Source organism: Burkholderia sp. NFPP32 (assembly GCF_900119325.1).
In the GTDB taxonomy this organism is placed as follows: domain Bacteria; phylum Pseudomonadota; class Gammaproteobacteria; order Burkholderiales; family Burkholderiaceae; genus Burkholderia; species Burkholderia pyrrocinia_C.
The window spans coordinates 185097-211970 of record NZ_FPJP01000005.1 but is presented as its reverse complement, the minus strand read 5'-3'; the positions used below and the strand labels follow the sequence as shown (position 1 = coordinate 211970).

At 67.3% G+C, this 26874-nt stretch carries 28 protein-coding genes and 1 pseudogene; 19 read left to right on the top strand and 10 right to left on the bottom strand.

Annotated features, from left to right (window positions below):
- Positions 1 to 13 precede the first annotated feature (13 nt).
- Positions 14 to 1234 carry a helix-turn-helix domain-containing protein gene (locus BT264_RS12665; protein ID WP_072437104.1) on the bottom strand — a complete coding sequence of 407 codons (1221 nt, stop codon included), beginning with the start codon at positions 1232 to 1234 and terminating at the stop codon, positions 14 to 16.
- 114 nt (positions 1235 to 1348) lie between these two features.
- Here BT264_RS12665 and BT264_RS12660 point away from each other — a divergent pair, with 114 nt between their 5' ends.
- The 5 genes from BT264_RS12660 to guaA all read left to right on the top strand — a co-directional run bounded on the left by BT264_RS12660 (position 1349) and on the right by guaA (position 7020).
- Positions 1349 to 2113, top strand: a complete 765-nt coding sequence (locus BT264_RS12660; protein ID WP_072437105.1) for a DUF899 domain-containing protein — start codon at positions 1349 to 1351, stop codon at positions 2111 to 2113.
- Between the two features lie 31 nt (positions 2114 to 2144).
- Positions 2145 to 2951, top strand: a complete 807-nt coding sequence (locus BT264_RS12655; RefSeq protein WP_072437106.1) for a DUF2182 domain-containing protein — start codon at positions 2145 to 2147, stop codon at positions 2949 to 2951.
- A 278-nt stretch (positions 2952 to 3229) separates the two neighbouring features.
- Complete coding sequence (guaB, locus tag BT264_RS12650; protein WP_034181136.1) at positions 3230 to 4690, top strand: IMP dehydrogenase; 1461 nt, start codon at positions 3230 to 3232, stop codon at positions 4688 to 4690.
- 6 nt (positions 4691 to 4696) lie between these two features.
- A complete protein-coding gene (locus BT264_RS12645; protein ID WP_072437107.1) occupies positions 4697 to 5293 on the top strand; it encodes a hypothetical protein in 597 nt (198 codons plus the stop codon).
- 107 nt (positions 5294 to 5400) lie between these two features.
- A complete protein-coding gene (guaA, locus tag BT264_RS12640) occupies positions 5401 to 7020 on the top strand; it encodes a glutamine-hydrolyzing GMP synthase (protein WP_072437108.1) in 1620 nt (539 codons plus the stop codon).
- A 171-nt stretch (positions 7021 to 7191) separates the two neighbouring features.
- Here the strand turns inward: guaA and BT264_RS12635 are convergent, their stop codons facing one another.
- The gene (locus BT264_RS12635) at positions 7192 to 7809 is read right to left on the bottom strand and encodes a 3'-5' exonuclease (protein ID WP_072437109.1); all 618 of its coding nucleotides are present in this window, start codon (positions 7807 to 7809) and stop codon (positions 7192 to 7194) included.
- 342 nt (positions 7810 to 8151) lie between these two features.
- Between BT264_RS12635 and BT264_RS12630 the strand changes: the two genes are divergently transcribed.
- Positions 8152 to 8748 carry a 2'-5' RNA ligase family protein gene (locus BT264_RS12630; RefSeq protein WP_072437259.1) on the top strand — a complete coding sequence of 199 codons (597 nt, stop codon included), beginning with the start codon at positions 8152 to 8154 and terminating at the stop codon, positions 8746 to 8748.
- A gap of 224 nt (positions 8749 to 8972) precedes the next feature.
- Here the strand turns inward: BT264_RS12630 and BT264_RS12625 are convergent, their stop codons facing one another.
- The 7 genes and pseudogenes from BT264_RS12625 to BT264_RS12595 all read right to left on the bottom strand — a co-directional run bounded on the left by BT264_RS12625 (position 8973) and on the right by BT264_RS12595 (position 14110).
- Positions 8973 to 9443: an acetyltransferase gene (locus tag BT264_RS12625; RefSeq protein WP_072437110.1), complete on the bottom strand. Its 471-nt coding sequence runs from the start codon at positions 9441 to 9443 to the stop codon at positions 8973 to 8975.
- 65 nt (positions 9444 to 9508) lie between these two features.
- A pseudogene (locus BT264_RS39160) lies at positions 9509 to 9685 on the bottom strand (NAD(P)-binding domain-containing protein); the annotation flags it as partial.
- 185 nt (positions 9686 to 9870) lie between these two features.
- Positions 9871 to 10212: a gamma-butyrobetaine hydroxylase-like domain-containing protein gene (locus BT264_RS12615; protein ID WP_072437112.1), complete on the bottom strand. Its 342-nt coding sequence runs from the start codon at positions 10210 to 10212 to the stop codon at positions 9871 to 9873.
- Complete coding sequence (locus BT264_RS12610) at positions 10209 to 11201, bottom strand: HEAT repeat domain-containing protein (protein WP_072437113.1); 993 nt, start codon at positions 11199 to 11201, stop codon at positions 10209 to 10211. The genes BT264_RS12615 and BT264_RS12610 overlap by 4 nt, the downstream gene beginning before the upstream one ends.
- Before the next feature lie 145 nt (positions 11202 to 11346).
- Positions 11347 to 11592 carry a 4Fe-4S dicluster domain-containing protein gene (locus BT264_RS12605; protein WP_072437114.1) on the bottom strand — a complete coding sequence of 82 codons (246 nt, stop codon included), beginning with the start codon at positions 11590 to 11592 and terminating at the stop codon, positions 11347 to 11349.
- Positions 11593 to 11603: 11 nt separating this feature from the next.
- Positions 11604 to 13343: a fumarate reductase/succinate dehydrogenase flavoprotein subunit gene (locus BT264_RS12600; protein WP_072437115.1), complete on the bottom strand. Its 1740-nt coding sequence runs from the start codon at positions 13341 to 13343 to the stop codon at positions 11604 to 11606.
- A complete protein-coding gene (locus tag BT264_RS12595) occupies positions 13340 to 14110 on the bottom strand; it encodes a GntR family transcriptional regulator (RefSeq protein WP_072437116.1) in 771 nt (256 codons plus the stop codon). Before BT264_RS12595 ends, BT264_RS12600 begins: the two co-directional genes overlap by 4 nt.
- 354 nt (positions 14111 to 14464) lie before the next feature.
- On the opposite strand from BT264_RS12595, the gene BT264_RS12590 reads away from it, so the two are divergent.
- From BT264_RS12590 to BT264_RS12540, 11 genes are all read left to right on the top strand, one after another.
- Positions 14465 to 15676 (top strand): MFS transporter, encoded by a 1212-nt coding sequence (locus BT264_RS12590; protein WP_072437117.1) that lies wholly within the window; start codon positions 14465 to 14467, stop codon positions 15674 to 15676.
- A 279-nt stretch (positions 15677 to 15955) separates the two neighbouring features.
- On the top strand, positions 15956 to 16357 hold the full coding sequence (locus tag BT264_RS12585; RefSeq protein WP_072437118.1) for a DnaJ family domain-containing protein: 402 nt from the start codon (positions 15956 to 15958) through the stop codon (positions 16355 to 16357).
- A complete protein-coding gene (tadA, locus tag BT264_RS12580) occupies positions 16354 to 16950 on the top strand; it encodes a tRNA adenosine(34) deaminase TadA (RefSeq protein ID WP_072437119.1) in 597 nt (198 codons plus the stop codon). Before BT264_RS12585 ends, tadA begins: the two co-directional genes overlap by 4 nt.
- A 100-nt stretch (positions 16951 to 17050) precedes the next feature.
- Positions 17051 to 17989 (top strand): muramoyltetrapeptide carboxypeptidase, encoded by a 939-nt coding sequence (ldcA, locus tag BT264_RS12575; RefSeq protein ID WP_072437120.1) that lies wholly within the window; start codon positions 17051 to 17053, stop codon positions 17987 to 17989.
- Between the two features lie 306 nt (positions 17990 to 18295).
- Positions 18296 to 19000 carry a GntR family transcriptional regulator gene (locus BT264_RS12570; protein ID WP_072437121.1) on the top strand — a complete coding sequence of 235 codons (705 nt, stop codon included), beginning with the start codon at positions 18296 to 18298 and terminating at the stop codon, positions 18998 to 19000.
- A gap of 149 nt (positions 19001 to 19149) precedes the next feature.
- Positions 19150 to 20634, top strand: a complete 1485-nt coding sequence (locus BT264_RS12565; RefSeq protein ID WP_072437122.1) for an NCS1 family nucleobase:cation symporter-1 — start codon at positions 19150 to 19152, stop codon at positions 20632 to 20634.
- Between the two features lie 10 nt (positions 20635 to 20644).
- Positions 20645 to 21436 (top strand): aspartate/glutamate racemase family protein, encoded by a 792-nt coding sequence (locus BT264_RS12560; protein WP_072437123.1) that lies wholly within the window; start codon positions 20645 to 20647, stop codon positions 21434 to 21436.
- Between the two features lie 148 nt (positions 21437 to 21584).
- On the top strand, positions 21585 to 22538 hold the full coding sequence (gene puuE, locus BT264_RS12555) for an allantoinase PuuE (protein ID WP_072437124.1): 954 nt from the start codon (positions 21585 to 21587) through the stop codon (positions 22536 to 22538).
- The gene (gene uraD, locus BT264_RS12550) at positions 22535 to 23056 is read left to right on the top strand and encodes a 2-oxo-4-hydroxy-4-carboxy-5-ureidoimidazoline decarboxylase (protein ID WP_072437125.1); all 522 of its coding nucleotides are present in this window, start codon (positions 22535 to 22537) and stop codon (positions 23054 to 23056) included. Before puuE ends, uraD begins: the two co-directional genes overlap by 4 nt.
- 62 nt (positions 23057 to 23118) lie before the next feature.
- A complete protein-coding gene (gene alc, locus BT264_RS12545) occupies positions 23119 to 24132 on the top strand; it encodes an allantoicase (RefSeq protein ID WP_072437126.1) in 1014 nt (337 codons plus the stop codon).
- On the top strand, positions 24129 to 24641 hold the full coding sequence (locus tag BT264_RS12540; protein WP_072437127.1) for an ureidoglycolate lyase: 513 nt from the start codon (positions 24129 to 24131) through the stop codon (positions 24639 to 24641). Before alc ends, BT264_RS12540 begins: the two co-directional genes overlap by 4 nt.
- A gap of 81 nt (positions 24642 to 24722) precedes the next feature.
- Here the strand turns inward: BT264_RS12540 and BT264_RS12535 are convergent, their stop codons facing one another.
- On the bottom strand, positions 24723 to 25688 hold the full coding sequence (locus BT264_RS12535) for a LysR family transcriptional regulator (protein WP_072437128.1): 966 nt from the start codon (positions 25686 to 25688) through the stop codon (positions 24723 to 24725).
- A 152-nt stretch (positions 25689 to 25840) separates the two neighbouring features.
- Here BT264_RS12535 and BT264_RS12530 point away from each other — a divergent pair, with 152 nt between their 5' ends.
- The gene (locus BT264_RS12530) at positions 25841 to 26245 is read left to right on the top strand and encodes a RidA family protein (RefSeq protein WP_072437129.1); all 405 of its coding nucleotides are present in this window, start codon (positions 25841 to 25843) and stop codon (positions 26243 to 26245) included.
- A 138-nt stretch (positions 26246 to 26383) separates the two neighbouring features.
- Complete coding sequence (locus BT264_RS12525) at positions 26384 to 26794, top strand: ACT domain-containing protein (RefSeq protein ID WP_072437130.1); 411 nt, start codon at positions 26384 to 26386, stop codon at positions 26792 to 26794.
- Positions 26795 to 26874 lie beyond the last annotated feature (80 nt).

Below are 26874 nucleotides of genomic sequence, written 5' to 3'. Positions count from 1 at the left end.
CGGTGAGGCCATCCTAATCTCCCGGCAGCGCGGCAGGGAGTAACAAGGTCGTCGCGAATCCGGGCAGCGGCGGCGTCATCCAGCGGCGCGCGCGGCCGCGGCCGAGCGCCTGCACCTTGGCCGCTTCGGCGAGCGCGTCGAGCGCGCGCTGCACGGTGCGCTGGCTCGCGCCGAGCGCGAGCGCCAGCGCGGAGCTCGACCACGCCTCGCCGTCGGCGAGGAGCGCGAGCACGGCCGCGTGGCGATCGTCGACCGGGCGCGCGAGTACGACGGTCTCGCGCACGCCGAGCGGTTCGAGCGCGAAGCCGCGCGGCGTCGCGGTGACGTTCGCGAGCGGCCGCAGCACCGCTCGGAGCCGGCCGATCTCGACGCGCAGGCGCGCGCGATGCGATTCATCCGCATGTTTCGCGCGGAACGCGGCGGCCACGAGCGCGTTTCTCGACACGTCGGCCGGCCATGCCTCGCCGAGCGCGCGGGCGAGCACGAACAGCACGGGGCGGCGCGCAAGCGACACGGTCGTGCGCGCGTCGCGCACCGTGTGGCGGCACGCGTCGACGACGAGCGTATTCGACGCGAACAGCGTCTCGACTTCGTCGAGCTGAACGAGCCGCGACGTGCCGCGCGCGATGAGTCGCGCGGCCGGCGTATCGAGCACGCGCGCGGCGGTGTCGACTTCGGCCGTCAGCGCGGCGATGCCGGCGTCGCGGGCGGCTGCGCGTGCACGGGCGAGCGCCGCGCGAGCCGCATGCGTGCGGATGCGGCGCATCGCGATGCCGGCCGCGATCAGTTCATGGGCGGCGCGCGACGCGGCCGGCAGCGGCGCGGGATCGAGATGCGCGAGCATCCGTTCGGCATCGTCGATGCGACCGATCAGCAGCAGCCGGCGCACGCCGAGATAACGCGCATGCGCGGCGTTCGCGCGGTCGCCGTGCGCGTCGAGCGTCGCGCACGCGGCATCGAGCGCGCGCGTCGGCCAGCGGAGGTCGCGCGACGCGAGCGCGATCTCGGCTTCCGCGACGACGCAGCGCGCACGCGCCACGGCTTCCTTTGCGCCGAACGCGCGCGCGGCGCCGCGCACGAGTGCCCGCGCACGCTCGAAATCGCCGAGCTGCGCCATCGCGATCCCGCGCAGCGCGAGCGCCGGCGCATCGTCGCGCAGCGCGACTCGGTTCAGTGCGCCGAGCGCATCACCGGCCGCGAGCGCGCGCGCGGCCGCGGTGATCAGCGAATCCATCCGAATCCCGACACACTTGTCACTCCCTCCGGCCCGATGCCGAGCACTAATCTAGCACCACGCACACGGCGCCGTACGCCGTGCCCGGATACCCATCGGAAGGAGGAACCCGCAATGACGACCCATCTCACCGGAACGCGCGACGAATGGCTGGCCGAGCGCAGGGCGCTGCTCGAAGCAGAAAAGGCGCTGACGCGGCAAAGCGACGAACTCGCGCGGCGGCGCCAGGCACTGCCTTGGGTGCGCGTCGACAAGACCTACCGGTTCGACACCGAAGAAGGGCAGGCGACGCTCGACGACCTGTTTCGCGGCCGTTCGCAACTGCTCGTTTATCACTTCATGTTCGGCCCCGACTACAAGGCCGGCTGCCCGTCGTGCTCGGCGCTCGCGGACGGTTTCGACGGTTTTGCCGTGCACCTGGCGAACCACGACGTGACGCTCGCGGCCGTGTCGCGCGCGCCGCTCGCGAAGCTGCTCGCGTACCGGCAGCGGATGGGGTGGACTTTCCCGTGGGCGTCGTCGGTCGGCAGCGATTTCAACTTCGACTTCAATGTGTCGTTCACCGAAACGCAGCGGCGCACGGGCGACGTCGAATACAACTACGCGAGGGCGGGACATGCGATGGACATGGATCCGCCGCCGGCGCCCGTCGTGCAGTTCGCGGCGACGTGCGGCACCGACGCGGCCACGTATTCGCTCGACCGGCCGGGGATGAGCGCGTTCGTGCGCGAGGACGGCGCCGTCTATCACACGTATTCGACTTATGCGCGCGGCCTCGACGGGCTGTGGGGGATGTACCAGTGGCTCGATCGCGCGCCGCGCGGGCGCAACGAGGCGGGCCCGTGGTGGCGCCGGCACGACGAATACGCGCGCGGCTGAGCGCGGGCCGGCGACGGGGCGGGAGCGTGCGATGACACGGCCGGCAACCGGCGACACGGGCCGCGATCGGCGCGCATTCGGCGCGGCGCTCGTCGCCGTGTTCGCCGCCGCGGCGATGGCGACACTGGCGCAGCACGCGTCGATGGACGCGATGGGCGGCGAACCGATGCCCGGCGGCTGGATGCTCTCGTCCGCATGGCTGCGGCCGTGCGGATGGGGCGCCGGACGCGCGTTCGCGGCGTTCGCCGGCATGTGGGGCGCGATGACGGTGACGATGATGCTTCCCGTGCTGGCGCCGACGCTCTGGCGATACCGGCAGCGCGTCGGCCAGCTGGGCGCGGCGCGCTCGACCTGGCTGGTCGTCGTCGCGGGCGCCGGGTATTTCGCGGTATGGATGGCGCTCGGCGCGGTGACGTTTGCGCTCGGCGGCGCGCTGACCGCCGCCGCGGCACGGCTGCCGGCGCTCGCCCGTGCGATGCCGTTCGCGGCCGGCGCGGTCGTGCTCGGCGCGGGCGTGTTGCAGTTCTCGGTGTGGAAGGCGCGCCGGCTGGCGTGCTGCCGGCACGCTGCGGCGGGCCCGCGCCGGTCGCGCCCGGATGCCGGCGCGGCCTGGCGGCACGGTGTGCGAACCGCGACGCGTTGCGGCGCCTGTTGCGGGAACCTGATGGCGATCGCGCTGGCGGCCGGCATGATGGATCTGCGCGTGATGGCCGCCATGACGGTCGCGATTGCCGCCGAGCGGCTGGCGCCGGCCGGCGAGCGCGTTGCGCGGCTGGTCGGCGGTATCGCGATCGGGGGCGGTCTCGCGATGATCGCGCGCGCGGCCGGGCTGGTATGAGACCGGGGAGGCGAGCCGATCCGGCGCGTTGCCGGGCCGCGGGCGACCGGTGCCGCGGCTGCCGTGTGGCCCGGCCGCGACAGGCGCGGTTGCCGCGGCGCAGCCCGTTGCGCGAATGGCTCGATGCGGCGGTGAAACGAAAGGCGATCGAAAACGAACCGAACGGCGATCCGAACGATTCGGCCCCCGGACGCATGAAAACGGCTAAGCCGTTGTTCGTGTTGTGAAAATTCGCAGCGCTTCGCGTATAATTCGCTTTTGCGCCCATAGGATTTGCCATGCGTCTGATCCAAAAAGCACTCACTTTCGATGACGTGCTCCTCGTACCCGCCTTTTCCGACGTTCTCCCGCGCGACACCAGCCTCAAGACCAAGCTGACCCGCAACATCTCCCTGAACATGCCGCTCGTGTCCGCCGCCATGGACACGGTCACCGAAGGTCGTCTCGCGATCGCGATGGCGCAGCAGGGTGGTGTCGGTATCGTCCACAAGAACCTCACGCCGGCCGAACAGGCCCGCGAGGTCGCGAAGGTCAAGCGTTTCGAGTCGGGTGTCGTCCGTGACCCGATCACGGTGCCGCCGCAAATGAAGGTGCGCGATGTAATCGCGCTGTCGCGCCAGCATGGCATCTCGGGGTTCCCGGTCGTCGAAGGCCCGCAGCTCGTCGGCATCGTCACGAACCGCGACCTGCGTTTCGAAACGCGCCTCGACGAGCCGGTCAAGTCGATCATGACGCCGCGCGAGCGCCTCGTCACGGTCAAGGAAGGCACGCCGCTCGCCGAAGCGAAGGCGCTGATGCACAGCCACCGCCTCGAGCGCGTGCTGGTCGTCAACGACGCGTTCGAACTGCGCGGCCTGATGACCGTCAAGGACATCACGAAGCAGACCGAGCACCCGGACGCGTGCAAGGACGAACACGGCAAGCTGCGCGCAGGCGCGGCGGTCGGCGTCGGTCCCGACAACGAAGAACGCGTCGAGCTGCTGGTGCAGGCCGGCGTCGACGTGATCGTCGTCGATACCGCGCACGGTCACAGCAAGGGCGTGCTCGAGCGCGTCCGCTGGGTCAAGCAGAATTTCCCGCACGTCGAGGTGATCGGCGGCAACATCGCGACGGCCGCTGCCGCGAAGGCGCTCGTCGAATACGGCGCGGACGCGGTCAAGGTCGGTATCGGCCCCGGCTCGATCTGCACGACGCGGATCGTCGCGGGCGTCGGCGTGCCGCAGATCAGCGCGATCGCGAACGTCGCGGAAGCGCTGAAGGGCACCGGTGTGCCGTGCATCGCCGACGGCGGCGTGCGTTTCTCGGGCGACGTGTCGAAGGCCCTCGCGGCCGGCGCGAACGCGGTGATGATGGGCAGCATGCTGGCGGGCACCGAAGAGTCGCCGGGCGACGTGTTCCTGTACCAGGGCCGCCAGTACAAGGCGTACCGCGGCATGGGTTCGGTCGGTGCGATGAAGGACGGCGCGGCAGACCGCTACTTCCAGGACAACTCGGCGAACATCGACAAGCTCGTGCCGGAAGGCATCGAAGGCCGCGTCGCGTACAAGGGTTCGGTCAACGCGATCCTGTTCCAGCTGGTCGGCGGCGTGCGAGCCAGCATGGGCTACTGCGGCTGCCGGACGATCGACGAGCTGCACGACAAGGCCGAATTCGTCCAGATCACCGCTGCGGGCATGCGCGAGTCGCACGTGCACGACGTGCAGATCACGAAGGAAGCGCCGAACTACCACGTGGACTGACCGCCGATGAAACCGCTGCTGCGAGCCGTGCTGATCATCGATGCCGTGCTGCTGCTGGCGTTCGGCGTGCTGTTCGTGCTGACGCCCTGGCAGTCGCTCTTCAACGCGCTGCAGCTTGCGAACATCCAGCCGGCGATGCTCGGCCAGGCGTTCGGCATCGCATTGCTCGGGCTCGCGTGGCTCGCGTTTCATGCGGCGTTCAACGGCGATCTCACGGCGCCCGTCGCGCGGTCGGTCGGCCACGTGTACTGGCTGACCGGCGTGCTGACGATCGTCTGGTCGATCGGCACCGGCAGCGGTCCCGCGCTCGCGGCCGCCGGCCGGGTGCTGTCGGCCGTGGCCGGGGTCGCGCTGATCATGCTCGGCCTCGGCGGCGTGCGGCTCGCATCGGCCGTGCGCCGGCGCGAGAAGGCGCAGGCGCTCGACGCGCGTGCACCGGCGCAGCGTCCGGCCGAGCCGGCGATGGCGCCGGCGTCGCCGCCCGCACCGCAGCGCGTCGAACCCGTCGTCAGCCGTCCCGCGGCGCCCGCCGCGCCGTCGTCGGCCGCGTCCAGCCAATCAGGCGGCGTCGCACTCGACGAGCGCCCGCCGATGCAGGATTGAACGGCCATGCGTCGCGCGTGCCGCCTGCCGCCCGACGCCGCTGTCCATGCTATTGACGCAGCGCTTCGTGCGCTGCTTTTCTTATTCTCTTCATCCCGTCCGCAGCCATGCACGACAAAATCCTGATTCTCGACTTCGGTTCGCAAGTCACCCAACTGATTGCGCGACGCGTGCGTGAAGCGCACGTCTACTGCGAAATCCATCCGAACGATGTGTCCGACGACTTCGTCCGCGAGTTCGCGCCGAAGGCGGTGATCCTGTCGGGCAGCCACGCGAGCACGTACGAAGACCACCAGCTGCGCGCGCCGCAGGCCGTGTGGGATCTCGGCGTGCCGGTGCTCGGCATCTGCTACGGCATGCAGACGATGGCCGTGCAACTCGGCGGCAAGGTCGAGTGGAGCGACCATCGCGAATTCGGCTATGCGGAAATGCGCGCGCACGGCCATACGCGCCTGCTCGACGGCATCGAGGATTTCACGACGGCCGAAGGCCACGGGATGCTGAAGGTCTGGATGAGCCATGGCGACAAGGTCGCCGAGCTGCCGCCGGGCTTCGCGCTGATGGCATCGACGCCGAGCTGCCCGATCGCCGGCATGGCCGACGAGGCGCGCGGCTACTACGCGGTGCAGTTCCACCCGGAAGTCACGCATACGGTGAAGGGCCGCCAGATCATCGAGCGCTTCGTGCTGCAGATCGCCGGCGCGAAGCCCGACTGGATCATGCGCAACCACATCGAGGAAGCCGTCGCGAAGATCCGCGAGCAGGTCGGTGACGAGGAAGTGATTCTCGGCCTGTCGGGTGGCGTCGATTCGAGCGTCGCGGCTGCGCTGATCCACCGCGCGATCGGCGACCAGCTCACCTGCGTGTTCGTCGACCACGGCCTGCTGCGCCTGAACGAAGGCAAGATGGTGCTCGACATGTTCGAGGGCCGCCTGCATGCGAAGGTCGTGCACGTCGACGCCTCCGATCAGTTCCTCGGCCACCTGGCCGGCGTGACCGATCCGGAAGCGAAGCGCAAGATCATCGGCCGCGAGTTCGTCGAGGTGTTCCAGGCCGAGGCGAAGAAGCTGTCGAAGGCGAAGTGGCTCGCGCAGGGCACGATCTATCCGGACGTGGTCGAATCCGGCGGCACGAAGACGAAGAAGGCGACGACGATCAAGAGCCACCACAACGTCGGTGGCCTGCCGGAAACGCTCGGCCTGAAACTGCTCGAGCCGCTGCGCGACCTGTTCAAGGACGAAGTGCGTGAGTTGGGCGTCGCGCTCGGCCTGCCGCCGGAGATGGTGTATCGCCATCCGTTCCCGGGCCCGGGCCTCGGCGTGCGGATCCTCGGCGAAGTGAAGCGCGAATACGCCGACCTGCTGCGCCGCGCGGACGCGATCTTCATCGAGGAACTGCGCAACACGACCGCGACCGCGCAGGATGCGGCTGCCGGCCTGTGCGGCGAGGCCGATGTCGGCAAGAGTTGGTACGACCTGACGAGCCAGGCGTTCGCGGTGTTCCTGCCGGTGAAGTCGGTCGGCGTGATGGGCGACGGCCGCACGTACGACTACGTGACGTCGCTGCGCGCAGTGCAGACGACCGACTTCATGACCGCACACTGGGCGCACCTGCCGTACGCGCTGCTCGGCCGCGCGTCGAACCGGATCATCAACGAGGTGCGCGGGATCAACCGTGTGGTGTACGACATCTCGGGGAAGCCGCCGGCGACAATCGAGTGGGAGTAATTGGACGTCCGGCACGGACCGGTACGACCTGGCAGCAAAACACATCCAAGCCCGCGTCACAGCGGGCTTTTTTTGTTTTTGGCCTGGTCAGACAAGAAAACGGCTTGGCAGGTTGCCAAGCCGTTTTTCTTTAAACGATTGCGCAAGTCAGGGCCATCGTGCCTCGGTTCCTCATGCGGGCGAGCCCGCGAGCGAACGCAGGTACGTCGGCACGTTCGCCTTCGCCGTTGCCTGGACACGTGTCATGAGCGCGTGATCGATACGATCCAGTCCATAAGTCCGCGCAATGTCCTGCTGCAGCCGGCACCACAGATGGCCGGCCATCTCGGCATCGACCATCGCCCGGTGCGCACGTCCCGATTTCGGCAATCGCAGCATGTCTGCGAGGCTCGACAGGCGATGGCTCAGCGCGTCCGGGTAGATGCGTCGCGCCACGAGCATCGTGCAAGCAAAGGCATGCTCGGCCGACATGCCGAGAAGCCCGAGTTCTGCCTGCCAGAACCGCTTGTCGAAACCGGCGTTGTGGGCGACGACCGCATGCTTGCCAACGAACGCCGCCGCTTCCTTCATGACTTTTGACGCCGGGGGAGCCGATGCAATCATGTCGTTCGTGATGCCGGTCAGCGCGACGACATCGGACGGTATGCGTTTGCCCGCATTCATCAAGCTCTGGAAACGGTCGACGACTTGTCCGTCGCGTAGAAGGATCACGGCAATTTCGGTGGCACGGTCGCCCAGATTCGGCGAAAGCCCGGTTGTTTCGAAGTCCAGTACCGCGACGGTTTGCATGGTTGAATCCTGTTGCTTCATGCGGTGGCGTTTAGTTTGGCCAAGAGGTTAGCATCATCGGGCCTGTGAGAGACTCGTTCAGTTCGAGAAACGATCGTTCTTGCCATTTCCCCGCTTGCGATCCGGTGCCATGCGGTTGCTGTCGACGTCCAATTCCAAAACGGGTCCTTGATGTCTTGATACCAAGTCCGGCGCTCGGTGCATCGTTGGCAGCTTGCCGCATCGGATGATGCAGGCGCCCGACAGGGATACCTGCCGGGCGTTGTTGTTTGCGCGACGGAAGGGTTGTCTTCCGATCGACGATAATGGAGACGTTGCCATCGGCGTATCTGCAATATGGCCATGACTCAGCTGACGCTACCCGGATTCGATGTGCCGCCACCGGTTCCCGAGCATCGCTTTTTCTTCGCTGCGATGCCCGATCCAGCGGCGGCTGCATGTATTGCCGGAATGACTGAAGGCTTGCAGTCAGGGAAGCCTGGGGAGCGCGGGGTGCTGCACACCGAGCGTCTGCATGTCACGCTGTACTCCCTGGGCGACTTTGCTTATGTGCCGGGCGCCATCATCGCGCGTGCATGTGCCGCGGCGGATCGCATCGATGTGCCGTCTTTCGGCGTCACCTTCGATCGGCTCGTCAGCTTCAATGGGCGGCCGGGCCATCGGCCTCTGGTACTGACTGGGAGCGCAGGGCTGGAAATATTGATCGATTTTCAGCAGCAACTTCGAGATGCCCTTGGAAAGGCAGGTCTGCGTGTTTCAGGTGCGCGTTTCACGCCCCACGTGACGTTGCTGTACGGCGAACGCAGGCCCGATCAGTTCAGGATCGATCCGATTACGTGGACCGTCCGCGAATTCGTCCTGATTCACAGTTGGCTCCGCAGGACGCACTACGATGTAATAGGGCGCTGGCCGCTGACGAACCGCAGTTCGTCGGCGTGATCGTATGTTGGAAGCCTGCTCCGGTCGTCGACCATCCGGATCGAGCCCATGGTTTGCTGTGCGCGCTGCCTGATGCTGAATCCGATCGGATCGCTGTAAATCTCCCGTTTAGCTGCGATGCATGGATTGCATGGGTATCGCGCAATCGAAGGCGAGCGAGTGCTTCGGGGCGTTCGGTGCGTGGTTGGCAAGCGGCGCGGCAGGCGATGCCGCGCAAGTCCAAGTCACGCGTTTTCCTGCGACCGGCCACACGCGATCGCGCCGCGATAGCGAAGGTGGACCAGCGGATACGGCCGCCCCTGTCCGTCGATCGCCGATCGCCCGCAGCGCTCGAATCCGAGCCTTTCATAGAATCCCGCCGCCGATTCGTTCTGCTCGTTGACGTCGGTCGACAGGTCGGGATGGCGCCTGAGCGCTTCTTCCACGAGCAGGCGCCCGATGCCCGCGCCATGGTGAGCGGGATCGATGAACAGCGCTGCCATGTGACTGCCGTCGAGCAGCATGAAGCCGATCGGCCGATCGGCCTCGTCGACGGCCACATCGAGCGGCGCGCCGGGCAGAAACGGCTCGACTTCGGCATCGATCGCGCGTCGGTCGGCGTCGCTCAGGAAGTGATGCGTCGCGTCGACCGCGCTGCGCCAGATATCCAGCACGCGTGAGCCGTCGGCCTGGGTGGATTTGCGGATTCTGATCATGGCTTGATTTGTCGTGGTTCGGATGTCCGTTCGACGGCTCGTCGCGCGACGTCCTGGACCCCCGTGCTCATCAGCAGATCGTCCCGATCGAGTTCCGCGAGATCGAACCAGCCAGCCTCGAGCGCACCATCGCTGCTGTTCGAACGGCTCTGCACGACGAGCGGCGAGCCGGCCCGCGCAAGGTTGAGCGCCATCGGCGTGCCTGTCACGCCGAGGCCGATGAATCCGACTGCCGTTTGCATGTCCTGGCTCCTGTGGAAAAGGGGCGCGCAGCGCGCAGGCGTCAGTATCGCAGCGTTTCAGGAGGCATGACGGCGGCGCGCGAAGGTTTCGGCGGCAACGTCGAGTGCGCCGGGCAGGCGCGGTGCATATCGAGGCATGCTGCGAGCCGGAACGGCGTACCGATGCGAGGCTGGCCCGCCGGTGGTCAGTTCGCGAGATCGCCGAACATGCGCACGCAATGCGTGCCGATGTCCGGATCCGTTGCGCGTTTTCCGAGTTCCGCCAGATACGGCCACGGATAGATGCCGCGGGCATGGCCGTCGCCGAACAGCAGGCGAATGCCGTAACCGGCCGCTTCCACATCGTCCAGCGTCACGTCCGGTCGCGCGTCGACCACGCCTGCGCCGAACCGGATCTTGCGGCAAGCAGCGCACGGGCAACTGCTGCGCAACAGCACGTAATCGATGCGTTGCATGTCGCCGCCCGGCCAGCGCAGCGTCAACACACGAGCAGCGTGGTCGAGCACGATTTCGGTCGGCGGCGTCATCGCGCCTCTCCGATCTGCCGGATTGCGATCCGCACGGCCTTGCGCACTTCGGGATCGCGATCATCGAGTGCGTCGTGCAGTGCCGGAAGCGTGCCGGGGTCGCGCAGTTCGCCGAGCGCGAGCGCGGCTTCCTTGCGCAGATTGCTGATCGTATGCGGGAGCAGCTCGGCGATGGCCGGCGCCGCAGCCGCATCGCGCAACTGTCCGAGCGCGCGAACGGCGCGCAATCGCACTTGCCAGTAGTCGTCGTCGAGCGCGGCGACGAGTTGGTCACGCGCGACCGCGATACGCAGCTTGCCGAGCGTTGCGGCCGATTCTTCGCGTACCTGCCATGCGGCGTCGCGCAATGCTGCGAGCAGTGCGGTGATGACGGTCGTGTCGTCCGATGTCGTGAATCCGAGCGCGCCGACCGCGACGCGCCGCACGTCCGCATCGGCATCGGTCGTCGCGACGCGCGCGAGCGGCGACAACGCGCGTATATCCCTGAGCCAGCCGAGCACGGCGACGGCTTCGGCACGCACGGTGGTGGCGTCGGCGTCGAGCGCGCGCAACGCAGGCGCGAACGCATCGGGATCGCGCAACTCGCGCAGCCCACGCAACACGGCGCTGCGCACGAACGGCTCGGGCCGGTCGGCCCAGCCGCACAGCACGGCGCCCGATGCCGCGTCCTTCAGTTCGGACAGGCTCTGCGCAGCGGTCGCGCGCACGCCGTCGTCCGGATCGAGCAGCGCGCGGCACAGCGCATCGACGACGTCGGGCTGTTCCCACGCGCCGAGCACGCGGGCCGCCTCGCTGCGCACGTCGGCCGACGGGTCGTCGCGCAGCGCCGCGACGAACGCGGGGATGAACCCGGATTCCTCGAGATCGGCGAGTTCGAGCAGCGCGATGCGGCGCACGGATGCGTCGGGCGCAGCGAGGCGGGCGACGAGCACGGCACGATCCGGATCGTGCATGCCGGGCAGCGAGGAGGTGGAAGAGAAATCGGTCATGGGAAAAAGGTCGGTTCGATGAAAGGGCGGCTGCTCACGGAGCGCGGTGCATGGGCGACGCGAACCTGACGAACGCCGGCCCGGCCGTCACGTCGTCGATGCACGGCCCGCGCGGGCAGCACGACGACGATTGGCACGCGCCCGGTCAGCGCAGCAGATAAGGGATCTCGACCTTGACCGCGCCGGTCGGGCAATCGCGCTCGCACGGCATGCAGTACCAGCATTCGTCGAACTGCATATAGGCGTTGCCCTTGGTCACGTCGATCGCGAGCAGGTCGAGCGGGCACACGTCGACGCAGACGGTGCAGCCCTTGTCGGCGATGCACAGTGCCTCGTCGATCGTGACGGGCGCGCTGCTGCGCTGGAAGATGTCGTGCGGGGTATGGGGCATGGTGTGGCTCCTCAAAGGGCGGCCGCGAGCGCGGCCGGTTCGCGGATGCGCAGATGCGCGTAGGCGCCGCGTTCGTCGTCGGCCAGCGGCACGATGTACGGCTCGACCGGCCGCTTCTCGCTGCGCATCGCGCCGTCGGCATCCTTTCGCAGCCATGTGTGGCAGAACCATTCGGCGTCGTCGCGATGCGGAAAGTCGACGCGATGGTGGTACAGCCCCCAGCGGCTTTCGGTGCGGAACAGCGACGCGCGCGCGGCCATTTCCGCGCAGTCGCGAATCGCGCGCACTTCGGCGGCGCGCATCAGTTCGTGAGGATGGCTTGCCTTGATAAATTCGATATCCTCAGTAATCGCGTCAAAACGTTGCAGCCCGATTTCCATCTTGCGCGTCACCTTCGGCGGTTGCAGATAGTCGTTCACCATGCGGCGCAGCTTGTATTCCACCTGCGCCGGCGCCAGGCCGCGCTCGCGCAGCAGCGGGGCGAACACGCGTGTACGTTCCGCGTCGACCTGTTCGTCGTCCACCGGCGCATGGTCGCGGCCGATCACGTAGTCGGCCGCGTTCTGCCCGGCAAACCAGCCGTACGTGAAAGCGCCGAGCATGTAGTTGTGCGGGACGGCGGCCATGTCGCCGGCGGCGTAGAGCCCGGGCACGGTCGTCTCCGCGCGCGCGTTCACGTAGACGCCGGACGCGCTGTGGCCGCTGCAGAAGCCGATCTCGGAGATGTGCATCTCGACCATCTGGCTGCGGTAGTCGGTCCCGCGCCCCGCATGGAAGCGGCCGCGGCTCGGCCGCTCGTTCGTATGCAGGATTTGCTCGATGGTCCGGATCGTTTCTTCCGCGAGATGTTCGAGCTTCAGGAACACGGGGCCGTTGCCGCTTTGCAGTTCCTGATGGAACTCCCACATCATCTGGCCGCTCCAGTAATCGCATTCGATGAAGCGCTCGCCCCGGCCGTTCGCGGTGAAGCCGCCGAGCGGGCCCGTCACGTATGCGCACGCGGGGCCGTTGTAGTCCTTGATCAGCGGATTGATCTGGAAGCATTCGAGATTCGCGAGTGCGGCGCCCGCGTGATAGGCCATCGCGTAGCCGTCGCCCGCGTTGGTCGGATTCTCGTACGTGCCCATCAGGTAGCCCGACGCCGGCAGCCCGAGCCGGCCGGCCGCGCCGCAGCAGAGAATCACGGCCTTCGCGCGGATCACGTGGAACTCCGCGGTGCGGCAGTCGAAGCCGAGCACGCCGCTCGCATGGCCGTGCGCGTCGGTCAGCACGCGCGTCGCGACGATCCGGTTCGTGATCGCGATGCGTGCACGCTTCAGTTGCCGGTACAGCACCTTCTTGATGTCGTGTCCTTCCGGCATCGGCAGCACGTACGAGCCCATGTGATGGACCTTCTTCACCGCATAGTCGCCGGTGCCGTCCTTCTCGAACTTCACGCCCCAGCGGTCGAGCTGTTCGATCGTCGCGAAGCTGTGCGTCGCATACGCGTACACGGCTTCCTGGTCGACGATGCCATCGTTGGCGATCGTGATCTCGCGCGTGTACTGATCGGGCGTCGCATGCCCGGGGATCACCGCGTTGTTCAGCCCGTCCATCCCCATCGAGATCGCGCCGCTGCGCTTCACGTTGGCCTTTTCGAGCAGCAGCACGCGCAGGGACGGGGCGCGTTCCTTCGCCTTGATCGCCGCCATCGGGCCGGCCGTGCCGCCGCCGACCACGACGACGTCGTATTCGTGCACATGGGTATTCATCGCGGGTTCCTTGCAGGTTTGCGGGCCTTCTGCTTGTCGATGCGCAACCGGTACTGGAAGGCGTCGCCGCGGAAGTAGAGGTATTCGTAGTCGATCGGCGCGCCCGATGCGTCGTGCGTGAGGCGTTCGATGCGCAGCACGGGGCTGCTTTCCTCGACGTGCAGCGCGTCGACGATCTCGTCGTCGGCGAGGATTGCGTCGATCGACACGTCGGCATGACCGAGCGGAATGCCGCAGTCGTTCTCGAGGATCAGGAAGATGTCGCGGGTCGCGAGATCGGCACCCGCGAGGCGCTTGCCGAGCGCTTCGGGCACCCAGGTCTGTTCGAGCGACACGGGCTCGCGGTTCAGCAGCCGCACGCGATGGATCTCGACGACCGGCGCGCCTTCCGGCACGTGCAGCTTCGTCGCGAGATGGCGATCGGCCTTCACGGTGCGAACGCTGCGCAACTGGTTGACGATCTCGTAGCCCATCGACGACATCGCCTCGGCGAACCCCTGCAGCGACGTCACGTTCTGGAACGCCTTCGGCTTCGACACGAACGTGCCCTTGCCATGCAGCTTGAACAACAGGCCTTCCTTCTGCAGGTCGCCGAGCGCCTGGCGCACCGTGATGCGGCTGACGTCGAACATTGCGCAGAGTTCGTGCTCGGACGGCATCCGGCTGTGCGGCGCATAGGTGCCGTCGAGAATGCGCGCGCGCATCGTGTCCTTGATCTGCACATAGAGCGGCGGCGCCGACAGCGGCACGACGTTGGTTGGAGGCATCGGTCAACTTGTTATGACAAGATGGTTCGAGTGTAGCCAGCGCGATCGTGCGTCCAAACCAACCATTTCTGATTTCGACTTTCCGAATCCGGAAAAGCAGGGCGGCAGGCCGGACGGGCGCTCCGGCGGCATTCGGTGTTCGAACGATCCGCCCTCGCCAGCCGCGCGGATCGGCCGACAATCAAAAAAATTCGCCGACGTGTGCGCCGCGCATGTCGATTTCCCGATGCGTCGCCCGTCGTATCGATGTCGACCGGGCTCGCGACAGCGTCGATGCGGCAGCCGGACCGGCCGCAGCGCAGCGCGGCGGGAGCCCGGTTCCGAGGGTTGCGGAAACGAGAAAGGAGACGCCAGATGCCGGATTCCCGATACCGCTGGGTGATCGTCGCCGCGGGCGGCCTGATGGGCTGCATCGCGATCGGCGCGATGTTTTCGCTGCCGGTGTTTCTGCGCGCGATTGCGCGCGATACGGGCTGGTCGATGACCGGTATTTCCGGCGCGATGACGCTCGGCTTCATCGCGATGGCCTTCGCGAGCATGGGGTGGGGCAGCCTGTCGGACCGCATCGGTACGCGCGCGGTCGTCATGACGGGCGCCGTGCTGCTGTCGGCGAGCCTCGCGCTGGCGAGCCGAGCGCCGTCGCTGCTCGCGTTCCAGCTGACCTTCGGTCTTGCCGTCGGCAGTGCGGCGGCCGCGGTGTTCGCGCCGATGATGGCGTGCGTGACGGGCTGGTTCGACACGCACCGCAGCCTGGCGGTGTCGCTTGTGTCGGCCGGCATGGGGATGGCGCCGATGACGATGTCGCCGCTGGCCGCATGGCTCGTATCGACGCACGACTGGCGCACGTCGATGCTGCTCGTCGCCGCGCTGGCGGCCGTCGTGATGATTCCGGCGTCGCTGCTGGTGCGCCGCGCGCCCGCGCTCGACCGCGCACAGGCTGTGCCCGCGCCTGCCGGCGCGCCCGCGGCGATGTCGGTCGCGGACGCGCTGCGCTCGCCGCAGTTCATGGTGCTGCTGCTGACCAACTTCTTCTGCTGTGCGACGCACTCGGGCCCGATTTTCCATACGGTCAGCTACGCGGTGACGTGCGGGATCCCGCTGATCGTCGCGGTGTCGATCTACAGCGTCGAAGGGCTCGCGGGCATGGGCGGCCGGATCGTGTTCGGGCTCCTCGGCGACCGTGTCGGCGCGAAGCGCATGCTGGTGGCCGGGCTGCTCGCGCAGGCGCTGGGCGCGCTCGGCTACTACTTCGTGCGCACGCTCGACGGGTTCTACGCGGTCGCGACGCTGTTCGGCTTCATCTATGCGGGCGTGATGCCGCTGTATTCGGTGCTCGCGCGCGAGAACTTCCCGCTGCGGATGATGGGCACCGTGATCGGCGGCTGCGCGATGGCCGGCAGCCTTGGCATGGCTGCGGGGCCCGTTGCCGGCGGCCTGATCGTCGATACGTTCGGCAGTTACGGCTGGCTGTACCTCGGTTCGTTCGCGATCGGTCTCGGCGCGTTCCTGATCGCAGCGATGTTCTGCCCGTTTGCGAAGGCGCGGCCAGAAACGATGGCCGCGTGACCCGATAACGGAAGACGGGCGCCTTCCGTTTCGCCGGATTGGCGACGCCCGGAACGCATCGACGCAGATAAAAAACAGGGCCGGACACCGCCTGCATTTGCAGGTGTCCGGACGGCGCTTCGCCCGCTGCGGCGCAGCAGACCGGCAACTGGCGCCGATCGGCGCGCATGCGTCACGATTCGGCCCCTAAAAGCACAATATCGAGCATGTATTCGAAGGGCCTGTCATACCCGCGTCACCCTGCTAGAATTCGGCCTGCCGCATTGTTCCCATTGACTGATGAGATTGCTTGACGCCCTGGTCGAACAACGTATTGCCGCCGCCGCCGCGCGGGGCGAGTTCGACGATTTGCCGGGTACCGGCGCGCCGCAGGCGCTGGATGACGACCTGCTCGTGCCCGAGGAGGTGCGGGTGGCCAACCGTATCCTGAAGAACGCGGGCTTCGTGCCGCCGGCCGTCGAGCAATTGCGCGCGCTGCGCAACCTGCATGACGAAGTGCAGGCGGTCAGCGACCGCGCCGCGCGCTGCCGGCTGCAGGCGAAGATCCTGGCGCTCGACATGGCGCTCGAATCGCTGCGCGGCGGCCCGATGGTGATGCCGCGCGACTACTGCCGTCGCATCGCGGAACGCCTGTGCGAGCGCGGGCTCGACGATGCGCCCGCCGAAGCGGGGCCGATGTGACGTCCGACGCGCTGCACGACGCAGCCCGATCGGTGGCCGACACGGCCGCTGAACCTGCCGCCCAGTCTCCTGTTCCCGAAACCGCACCCGTATCGGCGCGCGACCTGCATTTCATGCGGCTCGCACAGGCCGCCGCGGAAGAGGCGCGCGCGGCCGGCGAAGTGCCGGTCGGCGCGGTGCTCGTGCGCGGCGACGAAGTGATTGCACGCGGCTTCAACCATCCGATCGGCGGGCACGACCCGTCGGCCCATGCGGAAATGGCGGCGCTGCGCATGGCCGCGCAAAATCTGCAGAATTACCGGATGCCCGGCTGCGAGCTGTACGTGACGCTCGAGCCATGCCTGATGTGCGCGGGTGCGATCATGCATGCGCGCATCGCGCGGGTCGTCTACGGCGCCGCCGATCCGAAGACGGGTGCATGCGGCAGCGTGATCGACGCGTTCGCGAATCCGCAGCTCAACCACCATACCGAAGTGACCGGCGGCGTGCTCGCCGACGAGTGCGGCGCCGCGCTGAAGTCGTTCTTCGCCGAGCGCCGTCGCGCGTTGCGCGAAGCACGGCTGGCGCGCGACGGCGAATCCGGCGCGTCATAGTCGCGCCGGCCGCGCCTGCCGCCCTGGGCGCGCACGGTTCCGCTGAACCGAAGACGGTTCGGACCCTCTAAGCAGGTTTGACGACCCGACACCTTTCGCCATGTCCTTCCAGCCCGCCGCGTCCTACACCATCCGCCTGCTGGCGCCATCCGGTTATCCACACGATCCCGACGCGATCAATCGCGCGCTCGAACGCCTCAGCATCGCGCAGCAGCGCATCGAGAACATCGAGGCGACGCAGCGGCGCTTCCAGCGTTTCGGCGGCACCGACGGCGAGCGGGCAGGCGACCTGAATCGTCTCGCCGATCCCGAGCGGCCGCTGCCGGACATCGCGCTCGCGGTGCGCGGCGGCTACGGTGCCGCGCGGATCCTGCACGGGCTCGACTATCGCGGGCTCGAGCGCAGGCTGCGCGACCGGCCCGTCGCGCTCGTCGGCCACAGCGATTTCACGGCGATCCAGCTCGCGCTGTACGCGAAGGCGCGCATCAAGACGTTCGGCGGCCCGATGCTGTCCGCCGATTTCGGCGCGGAAACGCCGAGCGACTTCACGATGCAGCACTTCTGGCAGACGCTGACGCAGCCGAGCACGACGATCATCGCCGAAGCACCGCAGGTGCAGACCGTGAACGTGACGGGCACGCTGTGGGGCGGCAACCTCGCGATCCTCACGTCGCTCATCGGCACGCCTTACATGCCCGACATCGAGGGCGGCATCCTGTTCATCGAGGATGTCAACGAGCAACCGTTCCGGATCGAGCGGATGATCTATCAACTGCACCTGTCGGGCCTGCTCGCGCGCCAGCAGGCGCTCGTGCTCGGCCAGTTCACGGGCGCGCGGCCGTTCGAGTACGACAACGGCTACGACATGCAGGCGATGATCGACCAGGTGCGCGAGGTGGTCGGCATCCCGGTCGTCACGGGGTTGCAGTTCGGCCACGTGCCCGACCTGCTGACGCTGCCGTTCGGCGCGCAGGCGCAGCTGGTCGCGAACGCACACGGTTTCCGGCTCACGCTGTCGGACTATCCGCACCTCGGCTGATGCGGGCGCGGTCGATCGAAAGGCGGGTTTCCGCCTTTTTCTTTATGCAAGTGTGCAACTAACGGTCAAAAATTTCGACTGCCGCCGACAGGATCGTCACCGGATTTTGCACCATTTTTGTCAACAAAATGGCCGGGAGGGTATACGACAAGAACGGCCTCTGTCATGGCATTCAGGCTTGATATGCATGGATTTCGCGCATCCTGCACCGATTGGGGTCGCGTCCGTGCACGCCGATTGTGCGAAATTCCGGAAAAGAATTGTTGACAATCTTTATGTCCATTCTAGGATGAGGACCATCACACGATGCAGATCATGAACGAGCCCGATTCCCACGCGTCCGGTGCAGCCAGTCCCGAAGCGATCGCCGAGCGGATCCGCACGGCGATTCTCGAGCATCGGCTCGCGCCCGGCGCGAAGCTGACGGAGGCGCAGCTCTGCGACGTGTTCGGCGTGAAGCGCGGGACGATTCGCCAGGCGCTCGCGCAGCTCGCGACCGACAAGCTGGTCGAGCTCGAGCCGAACCGCGGTGCGTTCGTCGCGAGCCCGACGCTGCAGGACGTGCACGAGGTGTTCGAGATGCGCCGGATCATCGAGCTCGCCGTGGTCGAGCGGCTCGCGACCGGGCCCGGCGCGAAGCGGCTGAAGGGCGTCGCCGCGCTGATCGACAAGGAACGCAAGGCGTTCGAGCGGCACGACTTCGCGGCATGGATCCGGCTGTCGGGCGAATTCCACACGGCGCTCGCCACGCTGATGGGCAATGCGACGCTCAGCGAGTGCCTCGAAGGGCTCGTCGCACGTTCGACGCTGATGTCGGCGCTGTACGAATCGCACGGGCGCAGCCCGTGTTCGTGCGACGACCACGACGAGATCCTCGCCGCGCTGGAGGCGGGCGATCCGAAGCGGGCGGTGACGCTGATGGCGCGCCACCTGCAGCATGTCGAACTGAAGATGCTGGACCGGCCCGCGCAAGGGCAGGTCGATTTGCGCGAAGTGTTCGGCGGCGCCTGAGCGGCGACGCGAACCCGGCCGCGCGCCACAGAACGAGAGCAATGCAGGCCTGCGGTGTCCGCCGCGGGCCGCTGGTCCGACTCCGGGCGACGATCCGGAGCGGTAACGATGACGGTGGAGCGGCCACCCGGCCGCGTCAAGGAGAAGTCATGGCTCAGTTCAGTGTGGCGCACGACAGCGCCTATCCGGCGGAAGAAGGCGGCGAGGGCGGCGATCCGACGCTGCCGGGCGGTTACAGCGAACGTCTGTATAACGAAGATTTGGCACCCCTGAAGAATCAGACATGGGGCGCGTACAACATCTTCGCATTCTGGATGTCGGACGTGCACAGCGTCGGCGGCTACGTGTTCGCGGGCAGCCTGTTCGCGCTCGGGCTGACGAGCTGGCAGGTGCTGATCGCGCTGATCGTCGGGATCGGCATCGTGAACCTGCTGTGCAACCTGATCGCGCGGCCGAGCCAGCAGATCGGCGTGCCGTATCCGGTCGCGTGCCGCGCGACGTTCGGCGTGCTCGGCGCGAACGTGCCGGCCGTGATCCGCGGGCTGATCGCGATCGCGTGGTACGGCATCCAGACCTATCTCGCATCGAGCGCGCTGGTGATCGTCGTGCTGAAGTTCTTCCCGCAATGGCTGCCGTATGCGGACGTCCATCGCTACGGCTTCCTCGGGCTGTCCGCGGTCGGCTGGGCCGGGTTCATGCTGCTGTGGGTGCTGCAGGCGTTCGTGTTCTGGAACGGGATGGAGACGATCAAGAAGTTCATCGACTTCGCGGGCCCGGCCGTCTATGTCGTGATGTTCATCCTCGCCGGCTACATGGTATGGCGCGCGGGCTGGCGCAACATCGGCATCAACCTCGGCGGCGTCAAGTATCACGGCGCGCAAGTGATCCCGGTGATGATCACGGCCGTGTCGCTGGTCGTGTCGTACTTCTCCGGGCCGATGCTGAACTTCGGCGATTTCTCGCGCTACTGCCGTTCGTTCGGCGAAGTGAAGCGCGGCAATTTCTGGGGGCTGCCCGTCAACTTCCTCGCGTTCTCGCTCGTCACGGTGATCACGACGGCCGCGACGCTGCCGGTGTTCGGCGAACTCATCACCGATCCCGTGGAGACGGTCGGCCGCATCGATCATCCGACCGCGGTGATCCTCGGCGCGCTGACGTTCACGATCGCGACGATCGGCATCAACATCGTCGCGAACTTCGTGTCGCCCGCGTTCGACTTCTCGAACGTCGCGCCGCGCCTGATCAGCTGGCGCGCGGGCGGGATGCTCGCGGCCGTCGCGTCGATCTTCATCACGCCGTGGAACCTGTTCAACAACCCGGCCGTGATCCACTACACGCTCGACGTGCTCGGCGCGTTCATCGGCCCGCTGTACGGCGTGCTGATCGCCGACTTCTATCTCGTCAAGCGCGGCCGGCTCGTTCGCGACGACCTGTACACGATGTCGGAAAGCGGCACGTACTGGTACACGGGCGGCGTGAACCGTCGTGCGCTCGCCGCGCTGCTGCCGGCAGCGGTGATCGCGGTCGTCTGCGTGATGGTGTCGGGCTGGCAGGGCGTCGCGAACTTCTCGTGGTTCATCGGCGCGGGGCTCGGCTTCGTGTTCTACCGGTTGCTCGTGAGCACGAAGGCGTGAGGAGCATGCGATGAAGATCCGACTGATCAATCCGAATACGACGCAGCGGATGACCGAAGCGATGGGCCGCTGCGCACGCGACGTCGCGGCCGCCGGCACGGAGATCGTCGCGGTGAGCCCGCCGATGGGGCCGCCGTCGATCGAAGGGTATTACGACGAGGCGCTCGCGACGCCCGGGCTGCTCGCCGAGATCGCGCAGGGCGAGCGCGACGGCTGCGACGCGTACGTGATCGCGTGCTTCGGCGATCCCGGCCTCTACGCGGCGCGCGAGCTTGCGCGCGGGCCGGTGATCGGCATCGCCGAGGCCGCGATGCATGCGGCGAGCGTGCTCGCGCCCGGCTTCTCGGTCGTCACGACGCTCGCGCGCACCTGCGGGATGGCGTGGCACCTGGCCGAACGCTACGGAATGAAGCGATTCTGCCGCAACGTGCGCGCGACCGACGTCGCGGTGCTCGAACTCGACCGGCCGGGCTCGGCCGCGCGCCGGATCATCGTCGACGAATGCCGGCGGGCGCTCGACGAGGACGGCGCCGACGCGATCGTGCTCGGCTGTGCGGGGATGGCGGAATTCGCGCACGAGATCGAGCAGCAGATCGGCGCGCCGGTGGTCGAGGGCGTCACGGCGGCCGTCAAGTGGGCCGAGGCGCTCGTTGCGCTGCGCCTCGCGACCGCGAAGCGCGGCGACTACGCGCGGCCGCTGCCGAAGCGCTACGACGGCGCATTCGCCCGCTTCAGCCCGCCGGACGGGGATGCGGCGGAACCCGTCCCGAATTTGCCGCAACCGCACATACACACCGTCTGACATGCACTATCTGCGCCGCTGTATGGGCGCGTATGGACGTTTTCGCTACACTGGGCCGTCATCGCATCGGCTCGCGCGGCCGCCCTGCGGCACCCGCGCGGTCGATGCGAACCCATTACTCCAGCGAACTTTCGCCGCACTTCGAACCATGTCACTCGATCCCAACTATCCTCGCGACCTGATCGGCTACGGCCGCCATCCCGTGCAGGCGAACTGGCCGGGGCGCGCCCGCGTCGCCGTGCAATTCGTGCTGAACTACGAAGAAGGCGGCGAGAACTGCGTGCTGCACGGCGATCCGGGCTCCGAGCAGTTCCTGTCCGAAATCGTCGGCGCGGCCGCGTATCCGGACCGCCACATGAGCATGGAGTCGATCTACGAATACGGTTCGCGGGCCGGCGTGTGGCGCATCCTGCGCGAATTCGAGAAGCGCGGGTTGCCGCTGACGGTATTCGGCGTCGGCATGGCGATCGAGCGTCACCCGGAGCTCGCGCGCGCGTTCGTCGAGCTCGGCCATGAGATCGCGTGCCACGGCTGGCGCTGGATCCATTACCAGAGCATGACGCCCGAACTCGAGGCCGAACACATGCGTCTCGGGATGGAGGCGATCGAGCGCGTGACGGGCGAGCGCCCGCTCGGCTGGTATACCGGCCGCGACAGCCCCAATACGCACCGCCTGGTCGCGGAATACGGCGGCTTCCTGTACGACTCCGACAACTACGGCGACGACCTGCCGTTCTGGATGGACGTCGCCGTGTCGGGCGGCGGCACGTCGCCGCAACTGATCGTCCCGTACACGCTCGACACGAACGACATGCGCTTCGCGACGCCGCAGGGCTTCAACACCGGCGATCACTTCTTCGACTATCTGCGCGACGCGTTCGACGTGCTGTATGCGGAGGGCGACGAGGCGCCGAAGATGCTGTCGATCGGCATGCACTGCCGGCTGCTCGGCCGGCCGGGCCGGTTCCGCGGGCTGCAGCGGTTCCTCGATCACATCGAGAAGCACGATCGCGTATGGGTGACGCGCCGTGTCGATATCGCGCGCCACTGGCGTGAACATCATCCGTATCAGCCCGGTCATCGAAACGAAGGGAAAGCATGAAGGCGATGCGTTACACGTTGAGTCAACTGAACACGATGGTGCCGAGCGCATTCGTCGCGGCGCTGTCGGGGATTTTCGAACATTCGCCGTGGGTGGCCGAGGTTGCCGCGGGCGAACGGCCGTTCGCGAGCATCGACGCGCTGCACAAGACGATGTCGGGCGCGGTGGAAACGGGCGGCGAAGTGCGCCAGCTTGCGCTGATCAACGCTCACCCGGAGCTGGCCGGCAAGGCCGCCGTGCGCGGCGAGCTGACGGCCGAGTCGACGCGCGAGCAGAGCGGCGCGGGCCTCGACCAGTGCACGCAGGAAGAATTCGACAAGCTGCTGACGCTGAACCGCACGTATCGCGAGAAGTTCGGCTTCCCGTTCATCCTCGCGGTGCGCGGCTATGACCGGCACGGCATCATCGCGAACTTCGAGTCGCGCGTGAATCATTCGCGCGCCGAGGAACTGCGCGCGAGCCTCGACCAGATCTACCGGATCGCGCGCTTCCGCCTCGACGACCTGATCGACGCCTGACACCGCAATACGGCCTGCTGCGTCGCGGCGGCCGGATCGCATCACTGAAACAAGGAAACATCATGGCTGTTCCGCTTCTCGATCCCAACGCACCCGAATTCACGCGGCGCTACGTGAATCTTGCCGACCCGCGTCTCGGTGCGCAGGCGCTCGAAGCCAGCGACGATTTCTTCGCGCCGAAGGACCGGATGCTGAACCCCGAGCCGGCCGTGTTCATTCCCGGCAAGTACGACGACCACGGCAAGTGGATGGACGGCTGGGAGACGCGCCGCAAGCGCACGACGGGGTACGACTGGTGCATCGTCAAGCTCGCGCGCCCGGGTGTGATCAAGGGCTTCGACATCGACACGAGCCATTTCACCGGCAACTTCCCGCCGGCCGCGTCGATCGAGGCCGCCTTCGTGGCCGACGGCGCGCCGACGCATGCGACCGAGTGGGTCGAGATCGTGCCGTCGACGACGCTGCAGGGCAACAGCCATCACTACGTCGAAGCGAGCGACGCACGCGCGTTCACGCACCTGCGTGTGAACATCTATCCGGACGGCGGCATTGCGCGCCTGCGCGTGTACGGCCAGCCTCAGCTCGACTGGGCCGGCGCGAGCGCGACCGAGCAGTTCGATCTCGCAGCGATGGAAAACGGCGGTTATGTCGTGGCCGCGAACAACCAGCATTTCGGCGTCGCGTCGAACCTGCTGCTGCCGGGCCGCGGCGTGAACATGGGCGATGGCTGGGAAACCCGCCGCCGCCGCGAGCCGGGCAACGACTGGGCGATCATCGCGCTCGCGCAGCCGGGCGTGATCCGCAAGATCGAAGTCGATACCGCGTTCTTCAAGGGCAACTACCCGGACCGCTGCTCGATCCAGGCTGCCTATGTGTCGGGCGGCACCGACAGCTCGCTGATCACGCAGTCGATGTTCTGGCCGGTGCTGCTCGGCGAACAGAAGCTGCAGATGGACAAGCAGCACTACTTCGAAGCCGACATCGCGTCGCTCGGCCCCGTCACGCACGTGCGACTGAACATCATTCCGGACGGCGGCGTGTCGCGCCTGCGTCTGTGGGGGACGCTCGACAAATGAAGACGCTTGTTATCGAACCGCTGACCAAGGAGGCGTTCGTGCCGTTCGGCGACGTGATCGAGACGGAAGGCGCGAAGCAGATCCCGATCAACCTCGGCACGACGATCCGCTTTCACGATCTCGCGAAAGTCGATGTGACGGATGAAGAGGGCCGCACGCTCGTCAACCTGTTTCGAGGCCAGCCGCGCACGCTGCCGTTCGAAGTGAAGATGCTCGAGCGGCACCCGCTCGGCAGCCAGGCATTCGTGCCGCTGAACGACCAGCCGTATCTCGTCGTTGTGGCGCCAGCAGGCGATCTCGACCCGGCGAAGATCCGCGCGTTCGTGACGAGCGGCTGGCAGGGCGTCAACTATGCGAAGGGCGTGTGGCATCACCCGCTGATCGCACTCGGCGGCGTCAGCGATTTCATCGTCGTCGACCGTGGCGGCGACGGCCTGAACCTCAACGAGCAGGATCTGCAGGAATCGCTGTGGCTCACCGACGAGGCGCTGCATGCGCTGGCGGCCTGAGTCGCCGGCGTTTCCGCGCCAGCTTGTCGAACCCCGCGCAACTTGCGCGGGTTTTTTTATGTGCAGCCGTTTATGCGCGATTCAGGTCGGCACAGCCTTGCCCGTGTCGCGCGAACCGCTGCCGCCGCGACGCCGGTTCGCGACCGGCGCATGCTGCGCCATCAGGTCGGCGATCCAGTCGACGAAGACGCGCAGCTTCGCGCTGACGTGCCGGTTCGGCGGGAACGCGACGTACATCGGCATCGGTTCGAGCTGCCACGCGTCGAACAGCGGCACCAGGTCGCCGCGCGCGCGATGCGCGGCAGCCATGTAGTCGGGCAGCCACAGAATGCCCAGCCCGGCGAGGCCGGCCTCGAGGTACGCATTGCCGTCGTCGACGGCGAGCACGTAGCGCCCGCGCACGTCGACGCGCTCGCCGTCGCATTCCATCGCAAACGGCAGCGCCTTGCCGGTACGCGCCCACAGGAAGCCGACGATCCGATGATGCGTGTCTTCAAGTTCACTTGGATGCGACGGCGTGCCGGCGAGCGCGAGATAGGCCGGCGACGCGTACACGCCGAGCCGCAGGTCGCCGACGTGGCGCGCGATCAGCGACCCGTCGGCCGGTTCACCGCCGCGCACGACGCAGTCGACGTTCTCGCCGATCACGTCCACCACGCGGTCGCTCACGCCCATGTCGAGCTGGATGTCCGGGTAGCGCGCATGGAACGCCGGCAGCGCGGGGATCAGGATCAGGCGCGCGAACGGGCTCGGCACGTCCACGCGCAGCCGCCCCCGGGGCGACGCGGACGCTGCGGACAGGCTCGTTTCGGCATCGTCCATGTCGGCCAGCAGCCGCACCACGCGCTCGTAGTACGCGGCACCGTCGGCGGTGACGACGACCTTGCGCGTCGTGCGGTTGAACAGCTTCACGCGCAGCCGCGCTTCGAGCTGCTGCACCAGTTGCGTGACGGTGGTGCGGCTCATGTGCAGCGTCTCGGCCGCCCTTGTGAAGCTGCCGGCTTCCACTACGCGGGCGAACGCCTGCATTGCGTCGAATCGATCCATCGGGTCAGGGCTCCGCGTCGGTCGGAAATTGTTTGGTGCGCGCAAACAGTGTTGGACAGGGTTGCCGGTTTATCCGCCGGGCGACGGTCCTTAAAGTGCCTTCATCGTTGATGCAGGGGCGGCTTCGCCCCACTGACTGATGGAGGTGTTGGATGGCAAAGCGTAGCGTAGTTTTCCCGCCCGGTCGCCAGGCGCTGTACGAGCGCAACCGCTATTCGCCGGCGCTGCGCTCGAACGGTTTCCTGTTCGTGTCCGGGCAGGTCGGCAGCCGCGACGACGGTTCGCCCGAGCCGGAGCTGGGCGCGCAGGTTCGCCGCGCGTTCGACAACCTGAACGCGGTACTGCGTGCGGCCGGCTGCACGTTCGACGATGTCGTCGACGTGACGGTATTCCTCGTCGACCCCGAAGCGACGTTCGAGCGGGTCTGGGAGATCGTCCCCGAGTACTGGGGCGATGCGCCGCATCCGACGCTGACCGCCGTCGGCGTGACCTGGCTGTACGGCTTCCAGTTCGAGATCAAGGCGATCGCGCGGCTGCCGGAGTCCGTCGACGGATGAGGTGACCGGCAGCGCACCCGCGTTCCGAGGCTGGCTTGCGGACGAAGTCGCGGCGGTGCGTGCATGGCGCCGTCATCGCGCGTGCTATCGTGCCCGCATCGCCACCGCACGACGTCCGGAACCGGACGTGTTCCTCCGATGAGCCAACCTGAAAACGACCTCGCGATCCTGCTGCGCACGATGCAACCCGAACTGCATCCGGGCGCGTTCGCGTTTGTCTCGCTGCCGACCGATGCGGACGTATCGTTATCCGAAACAATCGCCACGTTACGCGAAGCGGAAGGGCTGACGGTCGTCGTCGGCGAGGAGGTGGCCGTGCGTCGCGGCTGGCCCGTGCTGTTCCGCGCCGCGTGGATCACGCTGACCGTGCATTCCGATCTCGCGGCAGTCGGCCTCACCGCGGCGTTCGCGCGGGCGCTCGGCGCGGCCGGGATCAGTTGCAACGTGATGGCGGCTGCGTACCACGATCACATCTTCGTGCCGTTCGACGACGGCCCGCGCGCCCTCGAGGCGCTCGTCGCACTGCAACGCGACGCGATGCACGGCTAGCGCGCGGCGCATTCGGAACACGCAAAAAAACGGGCCCGTCACCGGGCCCGCGAACGGAGAGGATTGCGCCGGCAACCGGC

Bases quoted from the DNA above. Each gene is read 5' to 3' on its own strand.
- guaB (WP_034181136.1), top strand. From the start codon at position 3,230: ATGCGTCTGATCCAAAAAGCACTCACTTTCGATGACGTGCTCCTCGTA.
- BT264_RS12560 (WP_072437123.1), top strand. From the start codon at position 20,645: ATGAAGATCCGACTGATCAATCCGAATACGACGCAGCGGATGACCGAA.
- alc (WP_072437126.1), top strand. From the start codon at position 23,119: ATGGCTGTTCCGCTTCTCGATCCCAACGCACCCGAATTCACGCGGCGC.
- BT264_RS12630 (WP_072437259.1), top strand. From the start codon at position 8,152: ATGACTCAGCTGACGCTACCCGGATTCGATGTGCCGCCACCGGTTCCC.
- uraD (WP_072437125.1), top strand. From the start codon at position 22,535: ATGAAGGCGATGCGTTACACGTTGAGTCAACTGAACACGATGGTGCCG.
- BT264_RS12635 (WP_072437109.1), bottom strand. From the start codon at position 7,809: ATGCAAACCGTCGCGGTACTGGACTTCGAAACAACCGGGCTTTCGCCG.
- BT264_RS12655 (WP_072437106.1), top strand. From the start codon at position 2,145: ATGACACGGCCGGCAACCGGCGACACGGGCCGCGATCGGCGCGCATTC.
- BT264_RS12565 (WP_072437122.1), top strand. From the start codon at position 19,150: ATGGCTCAGTTCAGTGTGGCGCACGACAGCGCCTATCCGGCGGAAGAA.
- BT264_RS12535 (WP_072437128.1), bottom strand. From the start codon at position 25,688: ATGGATCGATTCGACGCAATGCAGGCGTTCGCCCGCGTAGTGGAAGCC.
- ldcA (WP_072437120.1), top strand. From the start codon at position 17,051: ATGTCCTTCCAGCCCGCCGCGTCCTACACCATCCGCCTGCTGGCGCCA.
- BT264_RS12585 (WP_072437118.1), top strand. From the start codon at position 15,956: ATGAGATTGCTTGACGCCCTGGTCGAACAACGTATTGCCGCCGCCGCC.
- BT264_RS12600 (WP_072437115.1), bottom strand. From the start codon at position 13,343: ATGAATACCCATGTGCACGAATACGACGTCGTCGTGGTCGGCGGCGGC.
- BT264_RS12645 (WP_072437107.1), top strand. From the start codon at position 4,697: ATGAAACCGCTGCTGCGAGCCGTGCTGATCATCGATGCCGTGCTGCTG.
- BT264_RS12605 (WP_072437114.1), bottom strand. From the start codon at position 11,592: ATGCCCCATACCCCGCACGACATCTTCCAGCGCAGCAGCGCGCCCGTC.
- BT264_RS12590 (WP_072437117.1), top strand. From the start codon at position 14,465: ATGCCGGATTCCCGATACCGCTGGGTGATCGTCGCCGCGGGCGGCCTG.
- BT264_RS12530 (WP_072437129.1), top strand. From the start codon at position 25,841: ATGGCAAAGCGTAGCGTAGTTTTCCCGCCCGGTCGCCAGGCGCTGTAC.
- BT264_RS12660 (WP_072437105.1), top strand. From the start codon at position 1,349: ATGACGACCCATCTCACCGGAACGCGCGACGAATGGCTGGCCGAGCGC.
- BT264_RS12625 (WP_072437110.1), bottom strand. From the start codon at position 9,443: ATGATCAGAATCCGCAAATCCACCCAGGCCGACGGCTCACGCGTGCTG.
- BT264_RS12665 (WP_072437104.1), bottom strand. From the start codon at position 1,234: ATGGATTCGCTGATCACCGCGGCCGCGCGCGCGCTCGCGGCCGGTGAT.
- BT264_RS12540 (WP_072437127.1), top strand. From the start codon at position 24,129: ATGAAGACGCTTGTTATCGAACCGCTGACCAAGGAGGCGTTCGTGCCG.
- BT264_RS12570 (WP_072437121.1), top strand. From the start codon at position 18,296: ATGCAGATCATGAACGAGCCCGATTCCCACGCGTCCGGTGCAGCCAGT.
- BT264_RS12525 (WP_072437130.1), top strand. From the start codon at position 26,384: ATGAGCCAACCTGAAAACGACCTCGCGATCCTGCTGCGCACGATGCAA.
- puuE (WP_072437124.1), top strand. From the start codon at position 21,585: ATGTCACTCGATCCCAACTATCCTCGCGACCTGATCGGCTACGGCCGC.
- BT264_RS12595 (WP_072437116.1), bottom strand. From the start codon at position 14,110: ATGCCTCCAACCAACGTCGTGCCGCTGTCGGCGCCGCCGCTCTATGTG.
- BT264_RS12610 (WP_072437113.1), bottom strand. From the start codon at position 11,201: ATGACCGATTTCTCTTCCACCTCCTCGCTGCCCGGCATGCACGATCCG.
- guaA (WP_072437108.1), top strand. From the start codon at position 5,401: ATGCACGACAAAATCCTGATTCTCGACTTCGGTTCGCAAGTCACCCAA.
- BT264_RS12615 (WP_072437112.1), bottom strand. From the start codon at position 10,212: ATGACGCCGCCGACCGAAATCGTGCTCGACCACGCTGCTCGTGTGTTG.